At 67.6% G+C, this 21,572-nt stretch carries 19 protein-coding genes; 9 read left to right on the top strand and 10 right to left on the bottom strand.

What is annotated here, in order from left to right; genetic code table 11:
- Positions 1-35: 35 nt before the first annotated feature.
- The 3 genes from pstA to pstS are packed head-to-tail and all read right to left on the bottom strand — an operon-like array spanning position 36 to position 3,168.
- On the bottom strand, positions 36-962 hold the full coding sequence (gene pstA, locus NWF22_RS16030) for a phosphate ABC transporter permease PstA (RefSeq protein ID WP_160903430.1): 927 nt from the start codon (positions 960-962) through the stop codon (positions 36-38).
- The gene (gene pstC, locus NWF22_RS16025) at positions 959-2,044 is read right to left on the bottom strand and encodes a phosphate ABC transporter permease subunit PstC (RefSeq protein ID WP_160903431.1); all 1,086 of its coding nucleotides are present in this window, start codon (positions 2,042-2,044) and stop codon (positions 959-961) included. Before pstC ends, pstA begins: the two co-directional genes overlap by 4 nt.
- Before the next feature lie 41 nt (positions 2,045-2,085).
- A complete protein-coding gene (gene pstS / locus NWF22_RS16020) occupies positions 2,086-3,168 on the bottom strand; it encodes a phosphate ABC transporter substrate-binding protein PstS (RefSeq protein WP_202398888.1) in 1,083 nt (360 codons plus the stop codon).
- Here pstS and NWF22_RS16015 point away from each other — a divergent pair.
- The 5 genes from NWF22_RS16015 (at position 3,077) to NWF22_RS15995 (ending at position 8,296) form a co-directional block, all read left to right on the top strand.
- Positions 3,077-3,310: a hypothetical protein gene (locus NWF22_RS16015; RefSeq protein ID WP_202398940.1), complete on the top strand. Its 234-nt coding sequence runs from the start codon at positions 3,077-3,079 to the stop codon at positions 3,308-3,310. The genes pstS and NWF22_RS16015 overlap by 92 nt on opposite strands.
- A 355-nt stretch (positions 3,311-3,665) precedes the next feature.
- Positions 3,666-4,862: a 4-hydroxybenzoate 3-monooxygenase gene (locus NWF22_RS16010; protein WP_202398889.1), complete on the top strand. Its 1,197-nt coding sequence runs from the start codon at positions 3,666-3,668 to the stop codon at positions 4,860-4,862.
- A gap of 143 nt (positions 4,863-5,005) precedes the next feature.
- A complete protein-coding gene (locus NWF22_RS16005; RefSeq protein WP_258321170.1) occupies positions 5,006-5,839 on the top strand; it encodes a 2-amino-3,7-dideoxy-D-threo-hept-6-ulosonate synthase in 834 nt (277 codons plus the stop codon).
- A gap of 56 nt (positions 5,840-5,895) precedes the next feature.
- On the top strand, positions 5,896-7,098 hold the full coding sequence (locus NWF22_RS16000) for a 3-dehydroquinate synthase II family protein (protein WP_160903433.1): 1,203 nt from the start codon (positions 5,896-5,898) through the stop codon (positions 7,096-7,098).
- A 22-nt stretch (positions 7,099-7,120) separates the two neighbouring features.
- Positions 7,121-8,296 (top strand): LLM class flavin-dependent oxidoreductase, encoded by a 1,176-nt coding sequence (locus NWF22_RS15995; protein ID WP_373692015.1) that lies wholly within the window; start codon positions 7,121-7,123, stop codon positions 8,294-8,296.
- Positions 8,297-8,308: 12 nt separating this feature from the next.
- On the opposite strand, the gene mshD is transcribed toward NWF22_RS15995, so the two are convergent.
- Together mshD and NWF22_RS15985 are read right to left on the bottom strand one after the other, a co-directional pair.
- The gene (gene mshD, locus NWF22_RS15990) at positions 8,309-9,193 is read right to left on the bottom strand and encodes a mycothiol synthase (protein WP_233751531.1); all 885 of its coding nucleotides are present in this window, start codon (positions 9,191-9,193) and stop codon (positions 8,309-8,311) included.
- A gap of 19 nt (positions 9,194-9,212) precedes the next feature.
- Complete coding sequence (locus tag NWF22_RS15985) at positions 9,213-10,022, bottom strand: winged helix-turn-helix transcriptional regulator (RefSeq protein ID WP_160903434.1); 810 nt, start codon at positions 10,020-10,022, stop codon at positions 9,213-9,215.
- A gap of 146 nt (positions 10,023-10,168) precedes the next feature.
- Here NWF22_RS15985 and NWF22_RS15980 point away from each other — a divergent pair, with 146 nt between their 5' ends.
- The 4 genes from NWF22_RS15980 (at position 10,169) to NWF22_RS15965 (ending at position 13,417) form a co-directional block, all read left to right on the top strand.
- A complete protein-coding gene (locus NWF22_RS15980) occupies positions 10,169-11,080 on the top strand; it encodes an LmeA family phospholipid-binding protein (protein WP_160903435.1) in 912 nt (303 codons plus the stop codon).
- 327 nt (positions 11,081-11,407) lie between these two features.
- Complete coding sequence (locus tag NWF22_RS15975) at positions 11,408-12,247, top strand: sulfurtransferase (protein ID WP_160903436.1); 840 nt, start codon at positions 11,408-11,410, stop codon at positions 12,245-12,247.
- Positions 12,248-12,249: 2 nt separating this feature from the next.
- On the top strand, positions 12,250-12,555 hold the full coding sequence (locus NWF22_RS15970; RefSeq protein ID WP_160903437.1) for a DUF1416 domain-containing protein: 306 nt from the start codon (positions 12,250-12,252) through the stop codon (positions 12,553-12,555).
- Positions 12,556-12,751: 196 nt separating this feature from the next.
- The gene (locus NWF22_RS15965) at positions 12,752-13,417 is read left to right on the top strand and encodes a heme-binding beta-barrel domain-containing protein (RefSeq protein WP_160903438.1); all 666 of its coding nucleotides are present in this window, start codon (positions 12,752-12,754) and stop codon (positions 13,415-13,417) included.
- Between the two features lie 20 nt (positions 13,418-13,437).
- Here NWF22_RS15965 and NWF22_RS15960 read toward each other — a convergent pair whose 3' ends face one another.
- From NWF22_RS15960 to NWF22_RS15940, 5 genes are all read right to left on the bottom strand, one after another.
- Complete coding sequence (locus NWF22_RS15960) at positions 13,438-14,778, bottom strand: hypothetical protein (protein ID WP_160903439.1); 1,341 nt, start codon at positions 14,776-14,778, stop codon at positions 13,438-13,440.
- A 488-nt stretch (positions 14,779-15,266) separates the two neighbouring features.
- On the bottom strand, positions 15,267-17,000 hold the full coding sequence (gene cydC / locus NWF22_RS15955) for a thiol reductant ABC exporter subunit CydC (protein ID WP_160903704.1): 1,734 nt from the start codon (positions 16,998-17,000) through the stop codon (positions 15,267-15,269).
- Positions 17,001-17,041: 41 nt separating this feature from the next.
- Positions 17,042-18,694 carry a thiol reductant ABC exporter subunit CydD gene (gene cydD, locus NWF22_RS15950; RefSeq protein ID WP_258321435.1) on the bottom strand — a complete coding sequence of 551 codons (1,653 nt, stop codon included), beginning with the start codon at positions 18,692-18,694 and terminating at the stop codon, positions 17,042-17,044.
- Positions 18,695-18,789: 95 nt separating this feature from the next.
- The gene (gene cydB, locus NWF22_RS15945; RefSeq protein ID WP_160903440.1) at positions 18,790-19,872 is read right to left on the bottom strand and encodes a cytochrome d ubiquinol oxidase subunit II; all 1,083 of its coding nucleotides are present in this window, start codon (positions 19,870-19,872) and stop codon (positions 18,790-18,792) included.
- A gap of 11 nt (positions 19,873-19,883) precedes the next feature.
- The gene (locus tag NWF22_RS15940; protein ID WP_160903441.1) at positions 19,884-21,440 is read right to left on the bottom strand and encodes a cytochrome ubiquinol oxidase subunit I; all 1,557 of its coding nucleotides are present in this window, start codon (positions 21,438-21,440) and stop codon (positions 19,884-19,886) included.
- Between the last annotated feature and the right edge of the window lie 132 nt (positions 21,441-21,572).

The raw sequence follows: 21,572 nt of genomic DNA, 5'->3' as shown, positions 1-21,572 counted from the left end.
TGGTGCCTTTGCTGTCTGGCGGCGGTCGGAGGCCGTTACTTGGTCTTGGGGGCGAGGAACTTGGCCGTCATCGCGGCGATGAGGTTGAGCACCGCGATGATGATGATCAGCGTGAGCGCAGCACCCCAGTAGTAGAAGTCCGATGCCGGCTGCGCCGCGGCCCACATGTCCTTGATGAACAGCGGCAGCGAGTTCATCCCACCCTCGAACGGGTTCGTCTGTACCTGGGAGCTCGCCGGGCCGGCCAAGATCAGCACCGGGGCCGTCTCGCCCATGATGCGGGCGATGGCGAGGAAGATGCCGGACAGCATGCCCGACAGGGCGGTCGGGACGACGACCCGCACGATGGTCCGCCACTTGGAGATACCGAGCGCATATGACGCCTCGCGCAGCTCGTCGGGCACGAGCTTGAGCATCTCCTCGGTGGAGCGCACCACGATGGGGATCATCAGCAGGATGAGCGCCAAACTCACCATGAAGGCGCTCTGGCCCATCGACAGACCGATCACGAAGACGGTGAAGATGAACAAGGTCGCCACGATGGACGGCACACCGGCCAGGATGTCGACCATGAAGCTCACCGGCTTGACCAGCGGACTGGTCGGATACTCCACCAGCATGATGCCCGTCATCACTGCGATCGGCACCGAGATCACGGTGGCGATCAGGGCCTGGATCAGCGTGCCGACGATCGCCTGGGCGATACCGGCGCCGAACTGGGTGGTGGTGTCGATGCCGTAGGCGTTGCCGAACCACCAGTTCGGGTCACCCAGTGCGGGCGCGCCCTTGGAGATGACGGTCCACAGCAACCACACCAGCGGGATGACACCGAGCACGAAGCACAGCGCGAAGATCCCGCGGGCCATTTCGTTGCGCATCCTGCGGCTGCGCGACACCTCACGGAACGCGGTCGGTGCGGATTTGACCGGCCCACCGGGTGTCGTATCGACGGTCACGGTCATCCGTTCACCTTTCCACCTGCGATCACACGGGCGATCGCGTTGACGACGAATGTGAGGACGAAGAGGACGAGGCCGGCCGCGATGTAGGCCCCGGCGGACGACTCACTGCCGACGAATTCGCCGACGTCGCGCGCGATCTTCGAGGCGAATGTGTCGCCGCCCTCGAACAGCGACCAGTTCAGTCGACCGACGGCCGCGCTCAGGATGATCATCAGCGCGATGGTCTCGCCGAGTGCGCGACCGAGCGCCAGCATCGAGGCCGCGATCATGCCGGATCGGCTGTACGGGAAGGCGGTCAGCCGGATGACCTCCCACTTGGTGGCGCCGAGTGCCTGTGCAGCCTCTTTGTGCCCGGAGGGGGTCTGGCGCAGCACCTCGCGGGTGATGGACGTGATGATCGGCAGCATCATGATCGCCAGGACGATGCCCGCCGTGAAGATGGTGCCGCCACCGGTGATGGAGGTCTTCCCACTCGAAAAGAGGAAGAACCAGCCGAAGGTGTCGTTGAGCCACACCGCGAACGGTGCGATCACCGGGGCGAGGATGTAGATACCCCACAGGCCGAAGATGATCGACGGGACCGCCGCCAGCAGGTCGATGACCGCGCCCAGAGGCCGGGAGATCTGCCTCGGGGCGTACTCGACCAGAAAGACGGCGATGCCGATCGCGACCGGTGTGGCCAGAAACAGCGCGAAGAACGACGACAGCACCGTCGCGCGGAAGAGTTCCCAGACGCCGAAGGACGCCGTCCCGTCGGCGAAGGCCGCACCGCTGGTGTTCCAGTCCGAGGAGAAGAGGAAATTCGCATTGTTGGCGGCGATCGCCGGGATGGCATCGATCAGCAGCGAGATCCCGATCCCGGCGATCAGGATGATCACCAGGAGGCCGGTGCCCTGGGCCAGGTACGAGAAGACGCGGTCGCCCACCTGTCCGCGACTGCTGCGCAGCCCCGGGTGCAGCTGTTCGTCCAAGTCGCCGTCATCGGGGGTGAGGTTCGGATCTTGCTCGGGTGCCGGCGCCGAGCCGGACGAGTGTTTACCCGTCCGGTCTCGGCCGACACCGGTGGTGTCATCCACTGACATGATGGTGAATCGCTCTTCTCTCGGTCGAGTTCGAGCCGCAGTTACTGAATGGCCTCAATCGAGCCCTGCAGCTTGGTCTGGAACTCCTGCGGCAGCGGGATGTAGCCTGCGGCCTGCAGATCCGCACCCTGGTTCTGCGGTGCCGAGGCGACCTTCAGGAAGGTCTTGACGCCCTGCGCGGTCGCATCGTCAGCGTAATCGGAGCAGACCATCTCATAGGTTGCCAGCACGATCGGGTATGCGCCCGACTCGGTCGGCTTGTAGAACGACGAGGTGTCGATGACCATGTTGTGGCTCTCGTCGCCGTTGGCCAGCGTCGCGCCGTCGATCGTCTTACCGCCGGACTCGGCCGTCAGCGCGACGCCCTCCGGATCCTGTTCGGTGATGACCTTGGCCATCGACAGGTCGTTGGACTGCGCGTACGCCCACTCGACGTAGCCGATCGAGCCGGCGGTCGGGCCGATCGCCGAGCCGACGCCCGGGTTGCCCTGCTTGCCCTCACCGACACCGCCGTTGAAGGTCTTGCCGTCACCCTTGTCCCAGCCGCCGGCGGCGGTCAGGTACTTCTGGAAGTTGTCGGTGGTGCCCGACTCCTCGGCGCGGTAGATCACGCTGATCGGCAGATCCGGCAGCTCGACGCCTTCGTTCTCGGCGGCGATGGCCGGGTCGTTCCAGTTGGTGATCTCACCACTGAAGATCGCGGCCAGGGTCGGGCCGGACAATGCCAGATCGTCGACGCCCTCGACGTTGTAGGCCACTGCGATCGGGCCGAACACCAGCGGCAGGTTCCATGCCTCGGAGCTGCAGCGCTCCTGCGCGGCGGCGGCGTCATCGCCTTCCAACGGCGAGTCCGAGCCGCCGAAGTCGGTCAGGTTCTGCACGAAGTCCGACACGCCCTGTCCGGAACCGCCACCGCCGTAAGCGAGTTCGAAGCCGGGACAGGTCTGGGCGAACGACGTCGAGAAGATCGTCATCGCGTTGGCCTGGGCGGTGGAACCGCTGGCCTGCAGGTTCTGCTTGCCCTCACACTGGATGTCCGGCACCGCCGACGCAGGCGCGGCGCTGCTGTCCCCCCTATCCGAGTTGTCACTGCACGCACTCAGGATGAGTGCGGATGTGGCCATCAACGAGGCCACCGCAACACCGGAACGACTCAATTTCACAGGATTCCTCCAGCATCAGATCATGGCGCACCGCAATCACGGCATCACCCGGTCGCAGGAGACATTAGGTTTCGCTGGTGGACAGTCCGCGCCGCGAGAGTGAACGGAAGATGAATTACGAACACTATACCTTCGGGAATGTGATCCGGCGCGCAACCGATTTTGCCACATGTCCGGCAGCATGAAGCGCCGATCCACGATGGTCGGGAATCGCCATGGCCCATAGTAACGTTCGTCCTCCGCACAGTCGCCGGGAACACAGAGGACGGGTGAACAGGAGGTGAACCGCGCGGGCTGTCAGGCACCCGGTGAGACCGACTTCATCCGGCTCGTGAATTAGGCAAGGGTTACCTAAAGTGCCTATGCTCTGGCGAGACGACGTGACGGCGCTCCACCGAGTTCCCTCACGTGCACGGACTCGATGATGGAGGGGCCGCCGTGACCGGAACACCAGCGACATGATCGACGACATCAGAACCCAGGTGGCCATCGTGGGCGCCGGACCGGCCGGCCTGACGCTGGCCCACATGCTCCATCTCCAGGGCATCGACACCGTCATCATCGAACAGCAGTCGGAGTCGTATGTCCGCGCCCGGATTCGGGCCGGCGTCATCGAACAGACCACCGTCGATCTGCTCGACGAGATCGGCCTGTCCGACCGGCTTCACCGTCAAGCCATGGTGCACAACGGTTTCTACCTGCGTTTCGATCGCACCACCCATCACCTCGACTTCCACCGCCATCTCGGTCGGCACGCGTTCGTCTATGGCCAGAGCGAACTTGTCGCCGATCTGATCGATGCGCGCCACACCACCGGACGTCCCTTGCACTTCGATGCGACCGACGTCCGCGTGCACGAGACCGGAACCGACAGGCCGGTGGTCGAGTTCGTCGCGGACGGCAGCGCGCAGCGGGTCCGAGCCGACTTCGTCGCGGGTTGCGACGGTTTTCACGGCATCTGCCGACAGACCCTCGATCGCGGCCGGACCGCTGTGATGGAGCGGACCCATCCGTTCGCCTGGCTCGGCATCCTCGCCCGGACCACTCCGGTGACCGACGAGGGCATGTATTGCGCACATCCGGACGGGCTGTCGGTCCACAGCATGCGTGGTCCGCATCTGACACGCCAATACCTCCAGGTGCCGGCGGACACCGACCTCGGCGCCTGGCCCGACGACCGGATCTGGCGCGAGCTGCGCCGCCGTAGCGCCGCCGACGACCACCCGGAACTCGAGACCGGCGAGATCATCGAACGGTCACTGGCCCCGCTGCGCAGCGTGGTCACCGACCCGATGCAGCAGGGCTCACTGTTCCTGCTCGGCGACGCCGCCCACATCGTGCCCCCCACGGGTGCCAAGGGGCTCAATCTCGCGATCTCGGACGCCTGTGTACTGTCCCACGGCCTGGGCCTCTACTACGCCACCGGAGACCGCACATACCTCGACCGCTACGGCGAGACGGCCTTGCCGAGAGTGTGGCAGGCACAGGCGTTCTCCTGGAATCTCACCACCACCCTGCATCGCCTCGGCGACGACCAGTTCGATTGGCAGCTGCGTCGGGCCCGGCTGAAGCGGTGGACCGGTTCGATCGATGAAGAGCGGGCGCTCGGGGAGATCTACCTCGGCCTCCCCTTCCCGACGCCGTGGCGCCCGTGAACCGTCGCGGCGCCGAACCACCCGGATTGCCGCCCCCCGGATTGCCGCTCGTCGATAGGCGAGGCTAACCTTATTTTCGCGTCATCAGTGCTCTACCCGACGACGTGTCGGCATCCGCACACGCTCAGCGATCGGAGAACAGTGTGATCGACAACCCCGATGCCCGCAGGCACCTACCGGCAGGCAAGCAGATCCGACTGTCCCGGATCTTCGGTGCCGTCAATCGTCGAGCCCTGGTGGTGCCGTTGGATCATTCGGTGACCATCGGTCCGCTCGGCCGGGCCGGGCATGCCGATCAGACCGCTGCGATCCTGGAGCGGGCCGGCGCCGATGCCCTCATCGTGCACAAGGGACGGGCCCGCACGATCACACCGACCCGGTTCGGATCGATGAGTCTGATCGTGCACCTGTCGGCCGGCACCAATCTGGCCGTCGACGAGACCCGCAAGGTGCTCGTCGGATCCGTGGAGGAGTGCCTCGCGCTCGGTGCCGATGCGGTGAGTGTGCACGTGAACGTGGGGTCGCCCGGCGAGTCCCGGCAACTGGCAGATCTCGGACTGGTGGCTGCGGCGTGCGACCGCCTAGGGGTGCCCCTGCTGGCGATGATGTACGCGCGCGGCGGCGCCGACACCGCACCCACCTCGGTGGCGACGCTCGCCCACCTCGGCGCCATCGCCACCGATCTGGGCGCCGACATCGTGAAACTCGACTACGCCGGCTCCCCCCACCAGATGGACGAGGTGGTCGAGACCTGCCCGCTGCCCATCCTGGTGGCCGGCGGCCCGGCGACTGCCACCGACGACGACGCCATCGGCTTCGGCATGCGGGTCGCCGAATCCAAGGTGGCCGGGCTGAGCTTCGGTCGGCTCATCTTCGGCGCCGATCACCCGCACGCGGTGGCGACCGCACTGGCCGAGCGCCTCCATCGGGACTCGGACCCGAGCCGACCACTCGCCGCAGCCCTCGAACTCGCCTGACCACCCGGCCCGAGTCCACACCGAACCCGACCGCCCCCGACAACAGGAAGACCATCGTGAACGCCTCCACCGATATCGTCACCGACGACATCACCCCGCTGAGCGCAGTGCCCACCACCGACACCGCCGCCGTGCCGCCGAGCGACGCCCGGTCGCACTTCGCCTGGATCGATATCCGGGGCACCGCGGGAGACGTCCGGGCCGCACTCGTGCAGGCGGCCATCCACCACCGCATCGACGGCATCGTCAGCGACGACGCCGACATCCTGTCCGACCTCCCGCCCACCGTCCGCCGGGTCCTCGCCGTCGGTGCGCTGTCGGTTGACCCCGACGTCGCCGCGCGGGTCGACATCGTGCTCGCCGACCACACCGGCGATGACGTGAGCCCCATCGTGGATGCCGGCCCGGCGGCCGAGGCGGGTGTCCATGTGGCGGTCTCCGACGCCGACACCCTGCGGCACGCGTGTGAGACGGTGCGCCGGGCGCCGTGGACGCTGCTGACCTTCACCGATCCCACCAAGATCCCACTGGAGATCGTGATCGCGGCCGCCGAGAACTCCGGTGGCGCAACGGTGACCGTGGTCAACGACATCGAAGACGCCGGTATCGTCAAGCTGGTCCTCGAGCACGGCTCCGACGGATTGCTGCTGGCCCCGCGAAACGCCGACGACGTGGCGACTCTCGCCGACGTGATCCGGCCGGGCGCCGACCACATCGAACTGGGCGAGCTCACCGTCACCAAGGTCGAGCACATCGGCATGGGCGAACGGGCCTGCATCGACACCTGCTCGCTGTTGGCGAAGGACGAAGGCTGCCTCATCGGCTCCTTCTCCACAGGAATGTTTTTGTCCTGCAGCGAAACCCATCCCCTGCCCTATATGCCGACGCGACCGTTCCGATGGAACGCCGGCGCGGTGCACTCCTACGTCCTGGTACCCGACAACCGCACGCGATACGTCAGCGAACTGCAGGCGGGTCAGCCGATCCTGGCCGTCCGCAGCACCGGCGAGGTCCGTGAGGTGCGCATCGGTCGGGTGAAGATCGAACGGCGGCCGCTGATCTCGGTGACCGCGACCACGTCGGATGGACGCGTCGTCAACGTGATCGCCCAGGACGACTGGCACGTCCGTCTGCTCGGGCCGGGCGGATCGGTGAACAATGTGACCGACCTGAAGCCCGGCGACAAGCTGCTCGGCCATGCACCGCCGGAATCCCGGCATGTCGGCCTGCCCATCACCGAATTCTGCGACGAGCGATAGCGCCGTGAGCATCTCCGAACTCGTGACCGGTGAGGCGGCAACCGGATCCGACCGGGCAGATCCGGCAGACACCGGGCCACAGGTTCTCTGGTACATCAATCCGACCGACGGCGATGTCCCCTGGGAACCGTCGCAGCGGGTGACCCCGACGTTCGAGGTGATCCGGCATCAGGCGCGTACCCTCGACCGGCTCGGCTACTACGGGGCGCTGACCACCGCGCGGGAGGCCATCTCGCTGGTGGCCGACACCGAGCGGTTGCGCTTCCTGATCCCCGAATACCCGGGAGTGAAACCGCCGGCGCTGCTCGCCGAAGAGGCCCAGGTCTTCGATCAGTACTCCGGTGGTCGGCTGATCTACAACCAGGTCAACGGCGCCGACCCGGTCCTGCACCGCTACGGCCGGTTCGGTTCCACAACCGAACGCTACCGCGCCTCGGCCGAGTTCTGGACCCAGGTCAAACGCCTGTACCTCGACGACACGGACGCCTTCGAGGGCGAGTTCTTCTCCTATGGACCGCGATACAAGCCGGCCATCCCGGGCTCCCGCCAACCGGGCGGCATCGAGGTATGGGGAACCGGGGCCTCCCCGGAGGGTATCGAGCACGCAGCCGAGGTGCTCGACGTCTACCTCTCGTTCATGTCCGAACCCACTGTGCTGACGGGCTTGTTCGACCGTGTCCGCGCCGCCGCGGCCGATCGTGGCCGTGCCCTCCGGTTCGGGGTGTTGGCCAGTGTCATCGTGCGGGAGACCGACGCGCAGGCGTGGGAGCGCTTCGAATGGCAGCTGAGCCGCACCCGTCCGGAGACGGTGCTCGCCACCGCCGATCGCAATCTGCACAGCTTCGGCTATCCGGCCCTCGCCGAACTCAGCAGCGACGATCCGCAGGTCCGCAACCGAATCCATGCATTGCGAGCGGGCCGTCTGCCCGGCCGCGCCGACCTGGAGTTCGCGCCGAACATGGCTGCGGGCCTCACCACGTGGACGGCAGCCGAACCGCCGTTCGACATCGCCGGCAAGGGCACGGGCACCTACTTCGTGGGTAGCCCCGAGAATGTCGCGGCCGCGATGTCGTCGGTGGCGCAGCAGGCCGGTATCGACATCTGGATCCTGTCCGGGTGGCCGCTGGCCGCCGAGGCCGAGATCACCGCCGAACTGCTTCTGCCGCTGTTGACTTCGCCCGCTCGAGCCCGAACCTGACCCGGGGGCGGCTCAGCCGTAGGCGACGTCGATGGCGTAGCGGGTGAATCCGAGACGTTCGTACGTACGCAATGCGGCGGCGTTGTCACCCTCCACGTAGAGTTCCACCTCCGCCATCCCTCGGTCGGCGAGATGGTGCAGTCCGGCGAGAGTCAGCAACCGCCCCAGTCCGCGACCCTGCGCCGCCGGGTCGACACCGACGATGTAGACCTCCCCGAGGTCGGCGTCGTGTCGCTTGGTCCAGTGGAAACCCAGCAGCGTTGTGGGATCGGCGGCATCGAATGCCAGGAACAGGCCCTCCGGATCGAACCAGGAGCTGTGCACCCGCTCGGAGATCTGCTCGACCGACCATCCACCCTGCTCCGGATGCCAGTCGAACGCCGCATTGTTCACCCGCAGGATCTCGGCGTCGTCCGCGGCTCCCGCATACGTCCGCAACACGATGTCGTCGGCCACCTCGAGCGCGGGCAGGTCGTCGGCGTCGCCGCCCACCGGGCGTCGCAGCTGCAGCAGTTCGCGACGGCGGGACAGGCCCAGCGACGCCGCGGTGGCCACCGCGGCGGGTAGATCACCGTGCGCCCACACGCGCGGAGCCGGCTCGGCGACCATCTCGCGGGCGACCGCGAAGGCGGCCTGGAGTAGCTCGCGGCCATGTCCGTGACCTCGAGACGCGGGGTGCACCACCGCCTCGATCATCGCCGGCTCGTCGTCGCGGCCAATGCTGATGTTGGCGTAGCCGACATCGGTGACGACATGCCGGAGGGCCGGTGTGGCAACGGATTCGATCGCCTGCTCGGACTGTTCGGAGAGCGGGGCGACGCCGTCCGCCGCCTTCGCCGCAGTGACCGTTCGGTGCGCGTGCGCGACCATCTCCGGGGTCAACCGATCGACCACCATCGGTTCGCCTGCGGACCTGTCAGTTTCCGGTACGCGCACTGAACTCCTCGTACGGACCGTCGAGTTCGTCCGCGCCGATGTCGCCGTCGCCGATGTCGTCACCGCCGTCGACGTCATCGGCCACCACATCGAGTGCGTCGGCACCGGCGCTGCCCCGACCACGGTTCGGTCGCACCGCCTTGTAGCCGACGTTGCGCACCGTGCCGATCAACGATTCGTGCTCACTGCCGAGCTTGGCGCGCAGCCGTCGCACGTGCACATCGACGGTGCGGGTGCCGCCGAAGAAGTCGTATCCCCACACCTCTTGCAGCAGTTGCGCTCTGGTGAACACTCGGCCGGCGTTCTGGGCCAGGTACTTGAGTAGCTCGAATTCCTTGTAGGTGAGATCGAGCGGGCGACCGCGCAGCCGCGCGGTGTAGGTGCCCTCGTCGATGACGAGTTCCCCGAGCGTGACCTTGCCGCTCGCCTCCTCGGTGGTCATGCCGCGCGTGCGGACCACCAGCAGTCGCAGGCGCGCATCGAGCTCGGCCGGACCGGTCCCCGGCAACAGGAATTCGTCCAGCCCCCAATCCGCGTTGACCGCGACAAGGCCCCCCTCGGTGAGCACCGCGGCCACCGGCACCGACGACCCCGTGCTGCCGAGCAGACGGCACAGCCCTCGTGCGGCCGCCAGATCCGTGCGTGCATCGACAATCGCGACGTCGGCGTTGCCCGCCTCCATCAGCGACGACACCTCGGTCGGCGCAGTGCGCACGGTGTGCGCCAGCAGCGACAACGACGGCAACACTGCTTCCGGGTTCGGATCGGCTGTCAACAGCAAGAGATCCATGAACCACTCCGATCTCGTCGTTCCCCAACCCTCGGTCACGCACGCCCGGGCACCCCTGTGAGCCCGGTCCGACGCAGGTGGCAGCGGCGTGGGATTGTTTACGCCGCCTTACCAACGTGTGCGCGATAGATGACAGAATAGCGCCAATGGGGCGTTTCGCTGTTAACAAGGCGACCGGGGAGGGTCGGCGACAGCCATCCGAGCGTCCGCGCCGCATGGTCCGTCGCATCATCGGCGCCGGCGTTGTCTGCATCATCGCACTCGGTGGACTGGCCGTGCTCGTCGACACTCTTGCCGCCATGCGTGCCGAGCACTCGTTCTCCCGGGCGTTGCTCACATCGCCCCGACTGACCTACGACCCCGAGGTCACGATCAGCGGTTTTCCGTTCACGAGCCACGCCCGCGCGGGTGAGTTCGGCGGCGCGGTCATCACGGCGCGCGGCGCCGCGGTGGACTGTCCGCCGGTCGGCGGCTGCCACGCCGAGATGGGCGCGACGCTCGGGTCGATGGCGGTGCCCGACGGCTTCGAGATTCAGGCAAGTGACTTGATACACACCTCGTCGGTGGCGGCCTACACCCGACTCGATTCGGTCAATCTGGGACGGATGCTCGGCATCCTCGATCTCACCGTGAACACGCCGGCGCCGGCCGACCGGCCCGGCGGTGGCGGACCCGGCGACGGACTCCTGCGACGCACGAGCGGCGTCCTGCTGACGGGGACCGTCGCGCTTGCACCGCTGGATCTCGCCTCGGATGTGCCGGCCTCGGCGTCGGCGTACCCCGGACCCACCGCGACGGTGAGCGTCGAGGTCGACCTCTCCGTTGTGGACGGTCGGCTACAGCTCACGGCGACCGATTTCTATCGGGGACCCGAGGACCACGTGGAGCCCGGGGTCGCCGACGATCAGCGCGACTACGTCCTGTCCCGCTTCAGCACCGCCCTGCCGCCAATGCCGATGCCGTGGGACATCGCCCCGACCGGCGCCACCAGTGAGGGCAGCGACGTCCTGCTCACCGGCGAGGCCGGGCCCCGCGATCTCCGCCCGGACGAGTTCTGAAGCCCACGCGTTCACCCCGAGCCATTTGGGTGGGCCGACGGCCCCCTGTATGGTGAGTCGCATGCAACTGCGCCGTGAGTTCATGCTCACTCGCCGTCGTGCGATCGACTTCTGTCGTATCGCCGACTGTTGCTGTCGTTAGACGGTGGACGTGGCGTCATCTTCGACGCGTTCACCTTCACGATGGCGGCCGGGCAGTTTGCGCACCTCATCCTCTGTGTCCGATCCGGACCTCACCGTCGGTGACGACATCTGCCATCACGGTTCGGCCTCCATCATCTGAGCTGTACATCGCACACAACTCTCCGAGTCCGGGAAGGAACCACCATGGCACGCAGCGACGTCCTGGTCAGCGCCGATTGGGCTGAGCAGAACCTCAACGCCGACAAGACCGTCTTCGTCGAGGTCGACGAAGACACCTCCGCATACGACGGCGGCCACATCGCCGGCGCCGTCAAGCTCGACTGGAAGACCGATCTGCAGGATCCGGTCCGCCGCGACTTCGTCGACGCCGACCAGTTCTCCAAGCTGCTCTCCGAGCGCGGCATCGCCAACGACGACACCGTCGTCCTCTACGGCGGCAACAACAACTGGTTCGCCGCCTACGCGTACTGGTACTTCAAGCTGTACGGCCACAACGACGTCAAGCTGCTCGACGGTGGCCGCAAGAAGTGGGAACTCGACGGCCGTCCGCTGTCGACCGACTCCGTGAGTCGTCCGGCGACCAGCTACAAGGCCGCCGAGCCGGACACCTCGATCCGCGCCTTCCGCGACGAGGTCGTCGACGCGATCGGCGCCAAGAACCTGGTCGACGTCCGCAGCCCCGACGAGTTCACCGGCAAGATCCTCGCTCCGGCGCATCTGCCGCAGGAACAGAGCCAGCGTCCCGGTCACATCCCGAGTGCGATCAACGTGCCGTGGAGCAAGGCGGCCAACGAAGACGGCACCTTCAAGAGCGACGACGACCTCGCCGAGCTCTACAAAGACGCCGGTCTCGACGGCGAGAAGGAGACCATCGCCTACTGCCGTATCGGCGAGCGGTCGAGCCACACCTGGTTCGTGCTGAAGGAACTGCTCGGCCATCAGAACGTGAAGAACTACGACGGCAGTTGGACCGAGTACGGTTCGCTCGTCGGCGTCCCGGTCGAGCTGGGGGAAGGTAAGTAATCATGTGTGCTGCACCCAAACAGGGCCAGAAGCTGCCCGCCGGCGTCGACGTCGAGAAGGAGACGGTGCTGACCGGCACCGTCAACGATGAGTCGGGCACCCCGGTGGCCGGCGCCTTCGTCCGGCTGCTCGACTCCACCGGCGAGTTCACCGCCGAGGTGGTGGCCAGCCCGACCGGCGACTTCCGCTTCTTCGCCGCACCCGGCAAGTGGACGCTGCGTGCACTGTCCTCGTCGGGCAACGGCGACGTGACCGTCTCGCCCGAGGGCCCCGGCGTCCACGAGCACGACATCGTCGTCACCAAGTAGGCCGCAACCCCCACGAGGCCCCCGGGTACGCCCCGGGGGCCTCGTCGCGTTCTGTCGTGACCGGGCGAGAGCCACCGCGCTGTGGGCGGTAGACTTCTCGCGTGGTCATCTTCTTCGAAATTCTGCTGATTCTGGCAGCGATCCTCATCACCTGGTTCGGTGTCTACGTCCTCTACCGTCTGATCACCGACGAGTCGTGAGCTCCGCAGGCGCGGACGGCTCCGAGCGCCACGCCGGCCCGGTGGGACGCCGGTCCGGCGACGAGGCCATCAATCAGGCAGCCGAGCGTGCGCAGGAGACCGCCGAACGCAACCTCCCCGAGTGGGGCGACATCCCGCTCGCACACGACACCGCCAACCTGCGCCATGGCGCGGACCTGCATTCCGGTCTGCTCGCTCTCCTGCCGCTCGTCGGGATCTGGCAGGGCGAGGGTGAGGCGAACGATCCCGAGACCGGCGAGGACTACCACTTCGCGCAACAGATCGTGGTGAGCCACGACGGGCAGAACTTCCTCAACTGGCAGGCACGATCCTGGGTCATCGACGAGGACGCCCACTTCGTCCGGCCCGATCTGCGCGAGACGGGCTACTGGCGGATCGGCGACGACGACACCATCGAACTGCTCCTCGCCCATGCCGAGGGCTCGATCGAACTCTTCTACGGGGCGCCGCTCACCCAGACGTCGTGGGAACTGGCCACCGACGTGGTGATCAAGGCCGACTCCGGACGCCGCACCGGCGGGGCCAAGCGCCTGTATGGTCTCGTCGAGGACGGCGACCTGGCCTACGTCGAGGAACGGGTGGACACCGACGGCGACCTCATCCCGCGGCTGTCAGCCAAGCTGCGCCGCGTCGCCGGCTGAGCGACGGCACCTCCACCGAGTCAGCGGTGCGACCGACGATGCCGACGGCGACGACCTGACCAGGGACGGTCTGACCAGGCAAGATAGAGGTTCTTCTTCGGGATGGCGCTGTAGACCACGGTTCCGAGCATGACCACCACCGAACCGTAGTTGGTGGGGGTGCCGGGCCGTCCGGAGGTACCCGGCACCAACCCGCCGGCTGAGTCCACACTCGCCGCACGTCCGGGCGTCCCGCCTCGCCGCACGCCCACGACCGAGAAGACCTGGCCGGTGTCGGCGTCCGACCGAACCGGGAAGGTCCGCTTGCCGCGGGGCGCGATCTCGGCCACCGCCCGGTCGGAACCGAGGTTGTAGATCACCGCGATCGACTCCTCGCCGGTGTTGCGGATGGTCAGCGTCTCGGCGCCCGCACGGTATTGGTAGGTCACCCCGTCGGCCTCGGCGTCGAGGTGGTTCTGTTGCGGGTACCCGCAGTCCCAGTCGGCACTCCACGGTGTCAGGTAGTGGCGGTCGAGATGGTCGCGACGGTCCGGGATGGGCAGCGAGCTGGGCATCAACTGGCCGCCGGCGAACCACATTACCCCCAGGATCGTCGGGCTCCCGTCGATTCTGGGCGCCTGCACGTAGCAGACCTGGTCCCCGGGCGGCACCGGAACCGATTCCCCCGACTCGGCGACCACGAGGTCGAGCGGGCCCTCAGCGCCGACGGTCAGTACCGCGACGGGTCCGTCGGAGCGGTTGTGGATAGTCACCTCGGAATCGATGCGGGTGTGATGAACGCCGTGCTCCAATGGGTCGAGAAAGACGAACGACGGCGAGGCCGGCACCCCGAAATCGACGTCGCCGGGACGCCAGAACCTGGCGTCGGGATCGCGCTGGTCCCAGTCCACCTCGCCGGGGTTCGGGCCGTCGAGCAGCATCTGCGGTTCGCCGGTGTGCGCGTCACGGCCTTCGAGGATCTGGCCGACGAGCACCGGTCGACCATCGATCCGGGCCGTCTGCAGCACATGGGAGTCGGCCGCCGGCACATCTACCGAGCAGCCGGCGGGCAGGTGGGTGAAGACATTGTCGGAGATGCCGGGCCGCTCCGGGACCGACAGCACTCCCAGGTCGGACACACCACGGTTGTGCAGCACCAGATGGTCGCCGCCGGGCGCGTGGGAGTAGGTCAGCCCGGAGACGTGGCCGGGTAGCCAGTTCGCGGCGCCGTCATTGGTCCAGTCCGCGTCGTCGGGCGTGAGAAACCGCGCTCGGACGTGCTCGTCGATGTGCCCGTCGAGCTCGTGAGCGATCGACGCGCGCGGACCTTGCGCGGCCGGTTCGTCCAGGACGGACACCACGTGTGCGTGCGTCGTGGTCATGGCGGTCTCCCTTGGCGAGTATGTCGTTCATCTGTGGTTCGCGCCCCGGCCCGGTCTGGATGGGTCGGTCTGATCGGTTCTGATCGACGCCTGTGACCAGTTCACGTCACGATCAGGTCGCAAACACGAGTAGTCGACTACGTGAATTACGCATCGGGCCCGCGGTGATCTGCGTTACATCCCGCGGGGTGGGGTCCCGCCCCTCCCGCGGACGCAGACGGCCCCCGTACCGCCCGCGAGCGGGCCTGGCCGATCGGACAAGGATCGGGGTACGGGGGCCGGGTGACCACCTGGGATTCGCCGGCGCGGACCGGTGCGGCGTCACGGTTCGCCGTGGGCGATCCGCCGCGCACTCCGCGGAGGTGAATACCTCGGTCCGCGCTAGCGGATGGTCACCTCACGTGTCCAACAGTCATACAACTTCGAACCACCTCCTTCCTCGTGTACCGATGAAGATACGCTCGGCGCACGCGGGCGGCAACCAGTTTTCAGCCCGCCTGCGGCGGCACCATCCCGAACACGGCGCATCGCGGATTGCCTGTCGAAATCTGTTGCACTGCAGGATGATGCGTGATCACCACGACGATCCGACGAGAATCGAACAAGTCGCCGGACCGCCCGAGTATCCGCTGCAACATCGCCGCCGAGTCGTCGGCGTCGAGGTGCTCGGTCGGCTCGTCGAGCACCACCACCGGTGCCGGATGCAGCACGGCGCGCGCGAGCAACAGCCGGCGACGCTGACCGCCGCTGACGGCCGCCGCACCGCCGACGAGGTCGGTGTCGAGTCCGTCGGCGAGGCCGTCCAACCAGGAGCGCAGACCGACGGCCCCGAGCGCCGCGACGAGTTCCTCGTCGGTCGCGTCGCCACGGGCCACCAGCAGATTCTCCCGGAGAGTGGTGGAGAACAGGTGGCCTTCTTCGGCGAAATAGCAGGTCGACGAGCGGACGTCCACCGCGTCGCCATTCTGGTCGCGGATGTCGACGTGGCCCACGCGTGGCGCCAACAGTCCGGTGAGGGTCAGACCGAGGGTGGTCTTGCCCGCGCCGCTCGGCCCCACGATGACCCATCGGTCTCCTGGTGACAGACGCAGATCCAGCCCGCCGGCCGGGCCCAACGGCGGTCCGGCGGGCCACCCCCAGCGCAGGCCCGCCATCTGAATGGTGACCGGGCCGTCGTAGATGGTCCGGTCGGTGGCGTCGGGGTCGGCGTCCCCGTCGGCGACGTCCACCCCGGCACGATCCACCAGCGACATCACCCGCCGCGCGCTCTGGCGGCTGCGTTCGAGCTGGATACCCGCCTCGGTGAGCGGCCCCGTCGACTCGAACGCCGACAACGGCAGCAGGATCAGCACTCCCAGGATCATCGGGGTGAGCCCCTCCCCCGACGCCACGTCCGCCAACGAACCGGGGACCTGCGACGCGAGGTGCACGCCGATCAGGCAGGCCGCGACGAGTGAGGCACCCAGCGACAGCGGCGTGGCGGCGCTCGCGGCGGCCTCATAGCGCAGACCGCGGTCGGTCGCGGCCAGTGCCTCGGCCTCACTGCGCCGAGCGATGTCCAGTACCGCGCCACGACGACGGGCCACGGTCAGCTCCGGCGCGTGCCAGAGCGCGGTGACCGCGGCGTCCGCGGCGCGGTCGTTGGCGGCCGCGGAGTCGGCGATGGTCCGGGCCGATCCGCGCGCTGCCATCGCCGGCGCGAGGAGACCGCTCACGATCAGTGCCACCGCGAGCACCGCTGCGGCCCACCACGAGACCAGCGCCATGATGACGACGGCCGCCACGCTGGTCACCGCGCCGACCGCGATCGGGATGACGCCGCGGATCAGGGCGTTGCCGATCTCGTCGATGTCGTCGCCGGTACGCCCCAGCAACTCCGCGCGCCGCAGGCTCACCGAGTAGGCGGGCGAGCCGGCTGCCAGCGTCCGATACACACGTTCACGTGCGGTGGCCATCGCGCCGAGGGCCAGGTCATGGGTGGCCAGGCGCTCGAGGTAGCGGAACACCCCGCGCGAGATGCCGAGCGCACGCACCGCGGTGATCGCGACCGACAGGTAGAGCACCGGCGGCATCTGCCAGGCACGGGTGATCAGCCAGGCCGACAGCGCGGCGAGTCCGAGCGCGGACAACGCGCCGCCGACCCCGAGGAGGATCGACTTCACCAGCGGGCGGCCGCGCAACCCCAGGAAGGCGAACGCCCGGCGCAGCGGGGCCTCCATCATCTCCTGGTCGGCCGCCGCGGGAGCCGCATCAGTACGCATGGTCATGTGCTCCCCCCACCGACGACGACGATCTGATCGGCGAACGCCCGTGCCGCCGGCTGATGGGCCACCACCACCACGGTGTCGCCGGCGGCGGCCCGGGCCGACAGGACCTCGAGCACGGCACGCACCGATTCGTCGTCGAGGTGGGCGGTCGGTTCGTCGAGCAACAGCAGCGGTGCCGGGGAGGCGAGGGTTCGGGTGAGTGCGAGACGCTGACGCTGCCCGGCCGACAACCCGGTACCGTCCGCGCCGATCGGCGTGTGGTCACCATCGCGCAGCGCCGCGATCACCGTGTCGAATCCGGTGGCGGCCGCGGCGCGCTGCAGCGCCGCCGGGTCGAGCGGACCGAACAGCGCGAGGTTCTCATCGACCGTGCCGGGCACCAGCACGGGCTGTTGCGGGAGCCAGGCGATCTGCTCGTGCAGCGCACCGGGCTCGAGTTCGGCGACCGGGATGGACCCGATGAGCACCGAACCGGCGTCGGGCGCCACGAGGCCCATCACCGCCAGCAGGGCCGTCGACTTCCCGGACCCGTTCGCACCGGTCACCACCGTGAGCCGGCCCGGCTCGAACACCGCATCGAGGTGTTCGGGCGCCCAGCCGTCCCGGCCGTGCACGCCGACGTCGAGGAGCCGGACCGGTTGCCCGGCCACCGAGCAGCTGCGGCGGCCCGGCGCGATCACCGCGTCGTCGGGCTCCGACTCGATCAGGTCGATGACCTCGCCCGCCGCGGCGACACCGTCGGCGGAGTTGTGGAACTGTGCGCCCACCTGCCGCAGCGGGTGATACGCCTCGGGGGCCAGGATGAGCGCCAGCACACCGGCATACAGACTCATGTCACCGTGCACCAACCGCAGACCGATGCCGACGGCGACCACCGCCACACACAATGTGGCGAGCAGTTCCAGGACCGCGCCGGACAGGAACGCCACCCGCAACGCCGACATCGTGCTGCGTCGATGGGCCCGCCCCAGGTCGGCGACCCGCGCTGCGGGACCGCGAAAACGGTTGAGCGCACGCAGCGTCGGCAGCCCGGCGATCAGGTCGAGCAGCTGAGCGGCCAGCCGGCTCGTCGCCGCGAGTTTGCGGTCGGTCCGTTCCCGGGTCATCAGACCGATGAGGACCATGAACAGCGGGATCAGCGGCAGGGTGATGAGGATGACCAGCGCCGACGGCCAGTCGGTGAGCCCGACGACGACCACGACCGTCGGCGTGACGGTCATCGTCACGATCAGGGCAGGCAGATACCCGGACAGGTAAGGGCCCAGCGCATCGAGTCCGCGCAGCACCACCGTCGCCGCATGTTCGCGTCGTGCCACCAACGCGCGTACGGAGGTCTGCGCCGGGTCCGTCAGCACCTGGAGTGCGCGGCCGCGCAACTGGGCGATCACCCGTGCCGATGCACGGTGGGCGTAGCGGTCGTGCAGGTAGGTCAGCAGTCCGCGGGTGAGCAGCGCCCCGGCCAGCACCCACAGATGCAGTTGCTGCGCGCCCAGCGACCGTCGACTCGGGTCGACGATGAGTTCGGACACGATGGAGGCGGCCATGGCCGCGGTGACGATGGTCATCGCGACGCCGGCGAAGGAGAACATCGCGGTGGCGACGACATAGCCGCGCGCGATCGTGGAGTGCCTGAGCAGTCGCGGATCGATGGGCCCGGAACGGCGTGCGGTGGCCGTCCCGGGCTCCGGCGAACCGGAGTCCGGCGTGGCGGGAACGGTCTCGGTCGAGGTGCGGATGCGTCCGGTCACCACGAGCGTGCGCGCAGCGACGACAGTCCGGTGCTGGCCGGGATCTGCTCGACGGACAGGCGCTTGCGGAAGACCCAGTAGGTCCACGCCTGATAGCCCATGACGACAGGGGTGATCAGCACGGCGGCCCACGTCATGATGGTCAGCGTGTAGTTGCTCGACGAGGTGTTGTCGATGGTGAGGTTGTAGGCCTCACTCGTGCTCGACGGCAGCACATTCGGGTAGAGCACGGCGAACAGGGTCGCCACGGTGCCGCCGATCGCGACGAAGGTCGCGGCGAACGCGATGCCCTCGCGGCGTATCTGGGTGGCGCCGACCATCACCACGGCGGCGACCGCCGCGATCAGCACCGGAATCCAGGTCCACCCGTTGCCGTAGGCGAACTGCGTCCACAGCAGGAACACCGCGGCCACCACGAGCGTCGGAATCGCCAGCCGCGCAGCGTAGGTCATCGCGTCCTGCTTGAGCACGCCGGAGGTCTTGAGGGCGAGGAAGACCGCACCGTGGGTCAGGAACGCCAGCAGCGTGGTGAGCCCGCCGAGCAGGGCGTACGGATTGAGCAGGTTGAAGAAGCCCGCGGTGTACTGATGGTCGGCGTCGATGGGGATGCCGCGGACCACGTTCGCGAACGCGACACCCCAGAGGATCGCCGGGATCCACGAGCCCAGACCGATACCGATATCCGCGGCCCTGCGCCACTTCGGGTCATCGATCTTGCCGCGCCATTCGATGGCGCAGACCCGGGTGATCAATCCGATCAGGATCAGGAACAGTGGGAGATAGAAGGCGCTGAACATGGTCGCGTACCACCCACCGAACGCCGCGAACAACGCCGCGCCGGCGGTGATCACCCAGACCTCGTTGCCGTCCCAGACCGGCCCGATGGTGTTCAGGATGGTCCGTCGCCGGGCGTCGGGATCGGCGATCTCCTCGCCCGGTGCCACCGATTCGTCACCGCCGGTGTGGCTGCGGCCGAGGAACGGCATGAGCATGCCGACACCGAAGTCGAAGCCCTCCAGGACGAAGTAGCCGACGAACAGGAACGCGATGATCAGGAACCAGAATTCGGGCAGACCCATCGTCGATCTCCTCAGTACGCGAACGAGAGTTGTTTGGGCTCATCGGAGTTTGACGGTTCGTCGGGCGGCACCGCATCGTAGGTGGCCGGTCCCTCGATGATGTAGCGGCGTTGCAGCATGAACCAGACCACCCCGAGCGCTCCGTAGATCAGGGTGAAGCCGATCAGCGTGACCCACACCGTCGCCGCGACGTGGTTGGACACCCCGTCTTGTACCAGCATGTGTATCCGCAGCGGGTCGAGGTCGTCTTCCCAGTTCGGCACCACCACCCAGGGTTGACGTCCCATCTCGGTGAAGATCCACCCGGAGGCGTTGGCCAGGAACGGGGTGGGGATCATCCACAGCGCGAACAAGCCGAATCTGCGGGACTCCACGACCCGCTTCTTGCGGGTGAGCCACAGCGCGCCGAACGCGAGCAGCGCCGAGCCGAGCGCCCAGGTGATCATGGCGCGGAAGCCCCAGTAGGTGACGAACAGGTTCGGCGCGAAGTTCTGCCCCGGCATGCCGAATTGCTCCTGGTATTGCGCCTGCAACTCGTTCACACCCTGCACGGTGCTGTTGAAGTCACGGTTGGCCAGGAACGACAGCATGTTCGGGATCTCGATGACCTGGGTGATGTTGTCGCAGTTGTTCTGCCGGCCGATGGCGAGCACGGAGAACGGCGCGCCGGTCTCGGTCTCACACAGCGATTCGGCCGAGGCCATCTTCATCGGCTGCTGCTTGAACATGATCTCGGCCTGGATGTCACCGGTGATGAACAGCGCGACGCCGGACACCATCACGACCCACAGCGCGAACCTCGTCACCGGTCGCCAGAGGCGGTGGGCGTCGTGTTCGAGATCGTCCGGGGTGGCGTCGATCTGGCTCGGCGAGGTGGTCTCCGGCATGTCCGAGGTGTCGCCGGTCTCGATGGCTGCACGGAGTTTCTTCGCGCGCCACATGTTCCGCGCCATCCACCAGCAGCCGATCGCGGCCACAAAGGTTCCCGCGGTGAGGAACGCGCCGGCGATCACGTGCGGGAAGGCCGCCAGGGTGGTGTTGTTGGTCAGCACCGCCCAGAAATCGTTCATCGCCGGCCGGTCCCGGGAGTCGTCCCAGGCGACACCGACCGGGTGCTGCATCCAGGAGTTGGCGGCGATGATGAAGTACGCCGACGCGTTGACCCCGATCGCGGCCAACCAGATACAGGCCAGATGTACCCGGCGCGGCAGTCGGCCCCACCCGAAGATCCACAACCCGATGAAGGTGGATTCCAGGAAGAACGCGACCAGACCCTCGAACGCCAGCGGGGCACCGAAGACGTCGGCGACGAACCGGCTGTACTCGCTCCAGTTCATGCCGAACTGGAACTCCTGCACGATGCCGGTGGCGACGCCGAGGGCGAAGTTGATCAGGAACAGCTTGCCGAAGAACTTGGTGGCGCGCAGCCACTGTTCATTGCCGGTCACGTGCCACACCGTCTGCATCACCGCGATCATCGGCGCCAGACCGATGGTCAGTGGGACGAGAATGAAGTGATAGACGGTGGTGATCCCGAATTGCCAACGGGAGACATCAAGAGCGTCCATGTCGCCTCTATCAGAGTCGGTGCATCGGGCTGCGATGCACGGGCCGGTCCGGCTGTGCGAACTCCTGACCACCGAACCACGCCTACTACGAAAAGTAGTAGGCGTGCGGACCACGCTACGCCGCGCGGATCG

Source organism: Gordonia mangrovi (assembly GCF_024734075.1).
Taxonomy (GTDB): domain Bacteria; phylum Actinomycetota; class Actinomycetes; order Mycobacteriales; family Mycobacteriaceae; genus Gordonia; species Gordonia mangrovi.
Note: the sequence above shows the minus strand (reverse complement) of the source record. Positions and strands in the feature narration are given on the sequence as shown.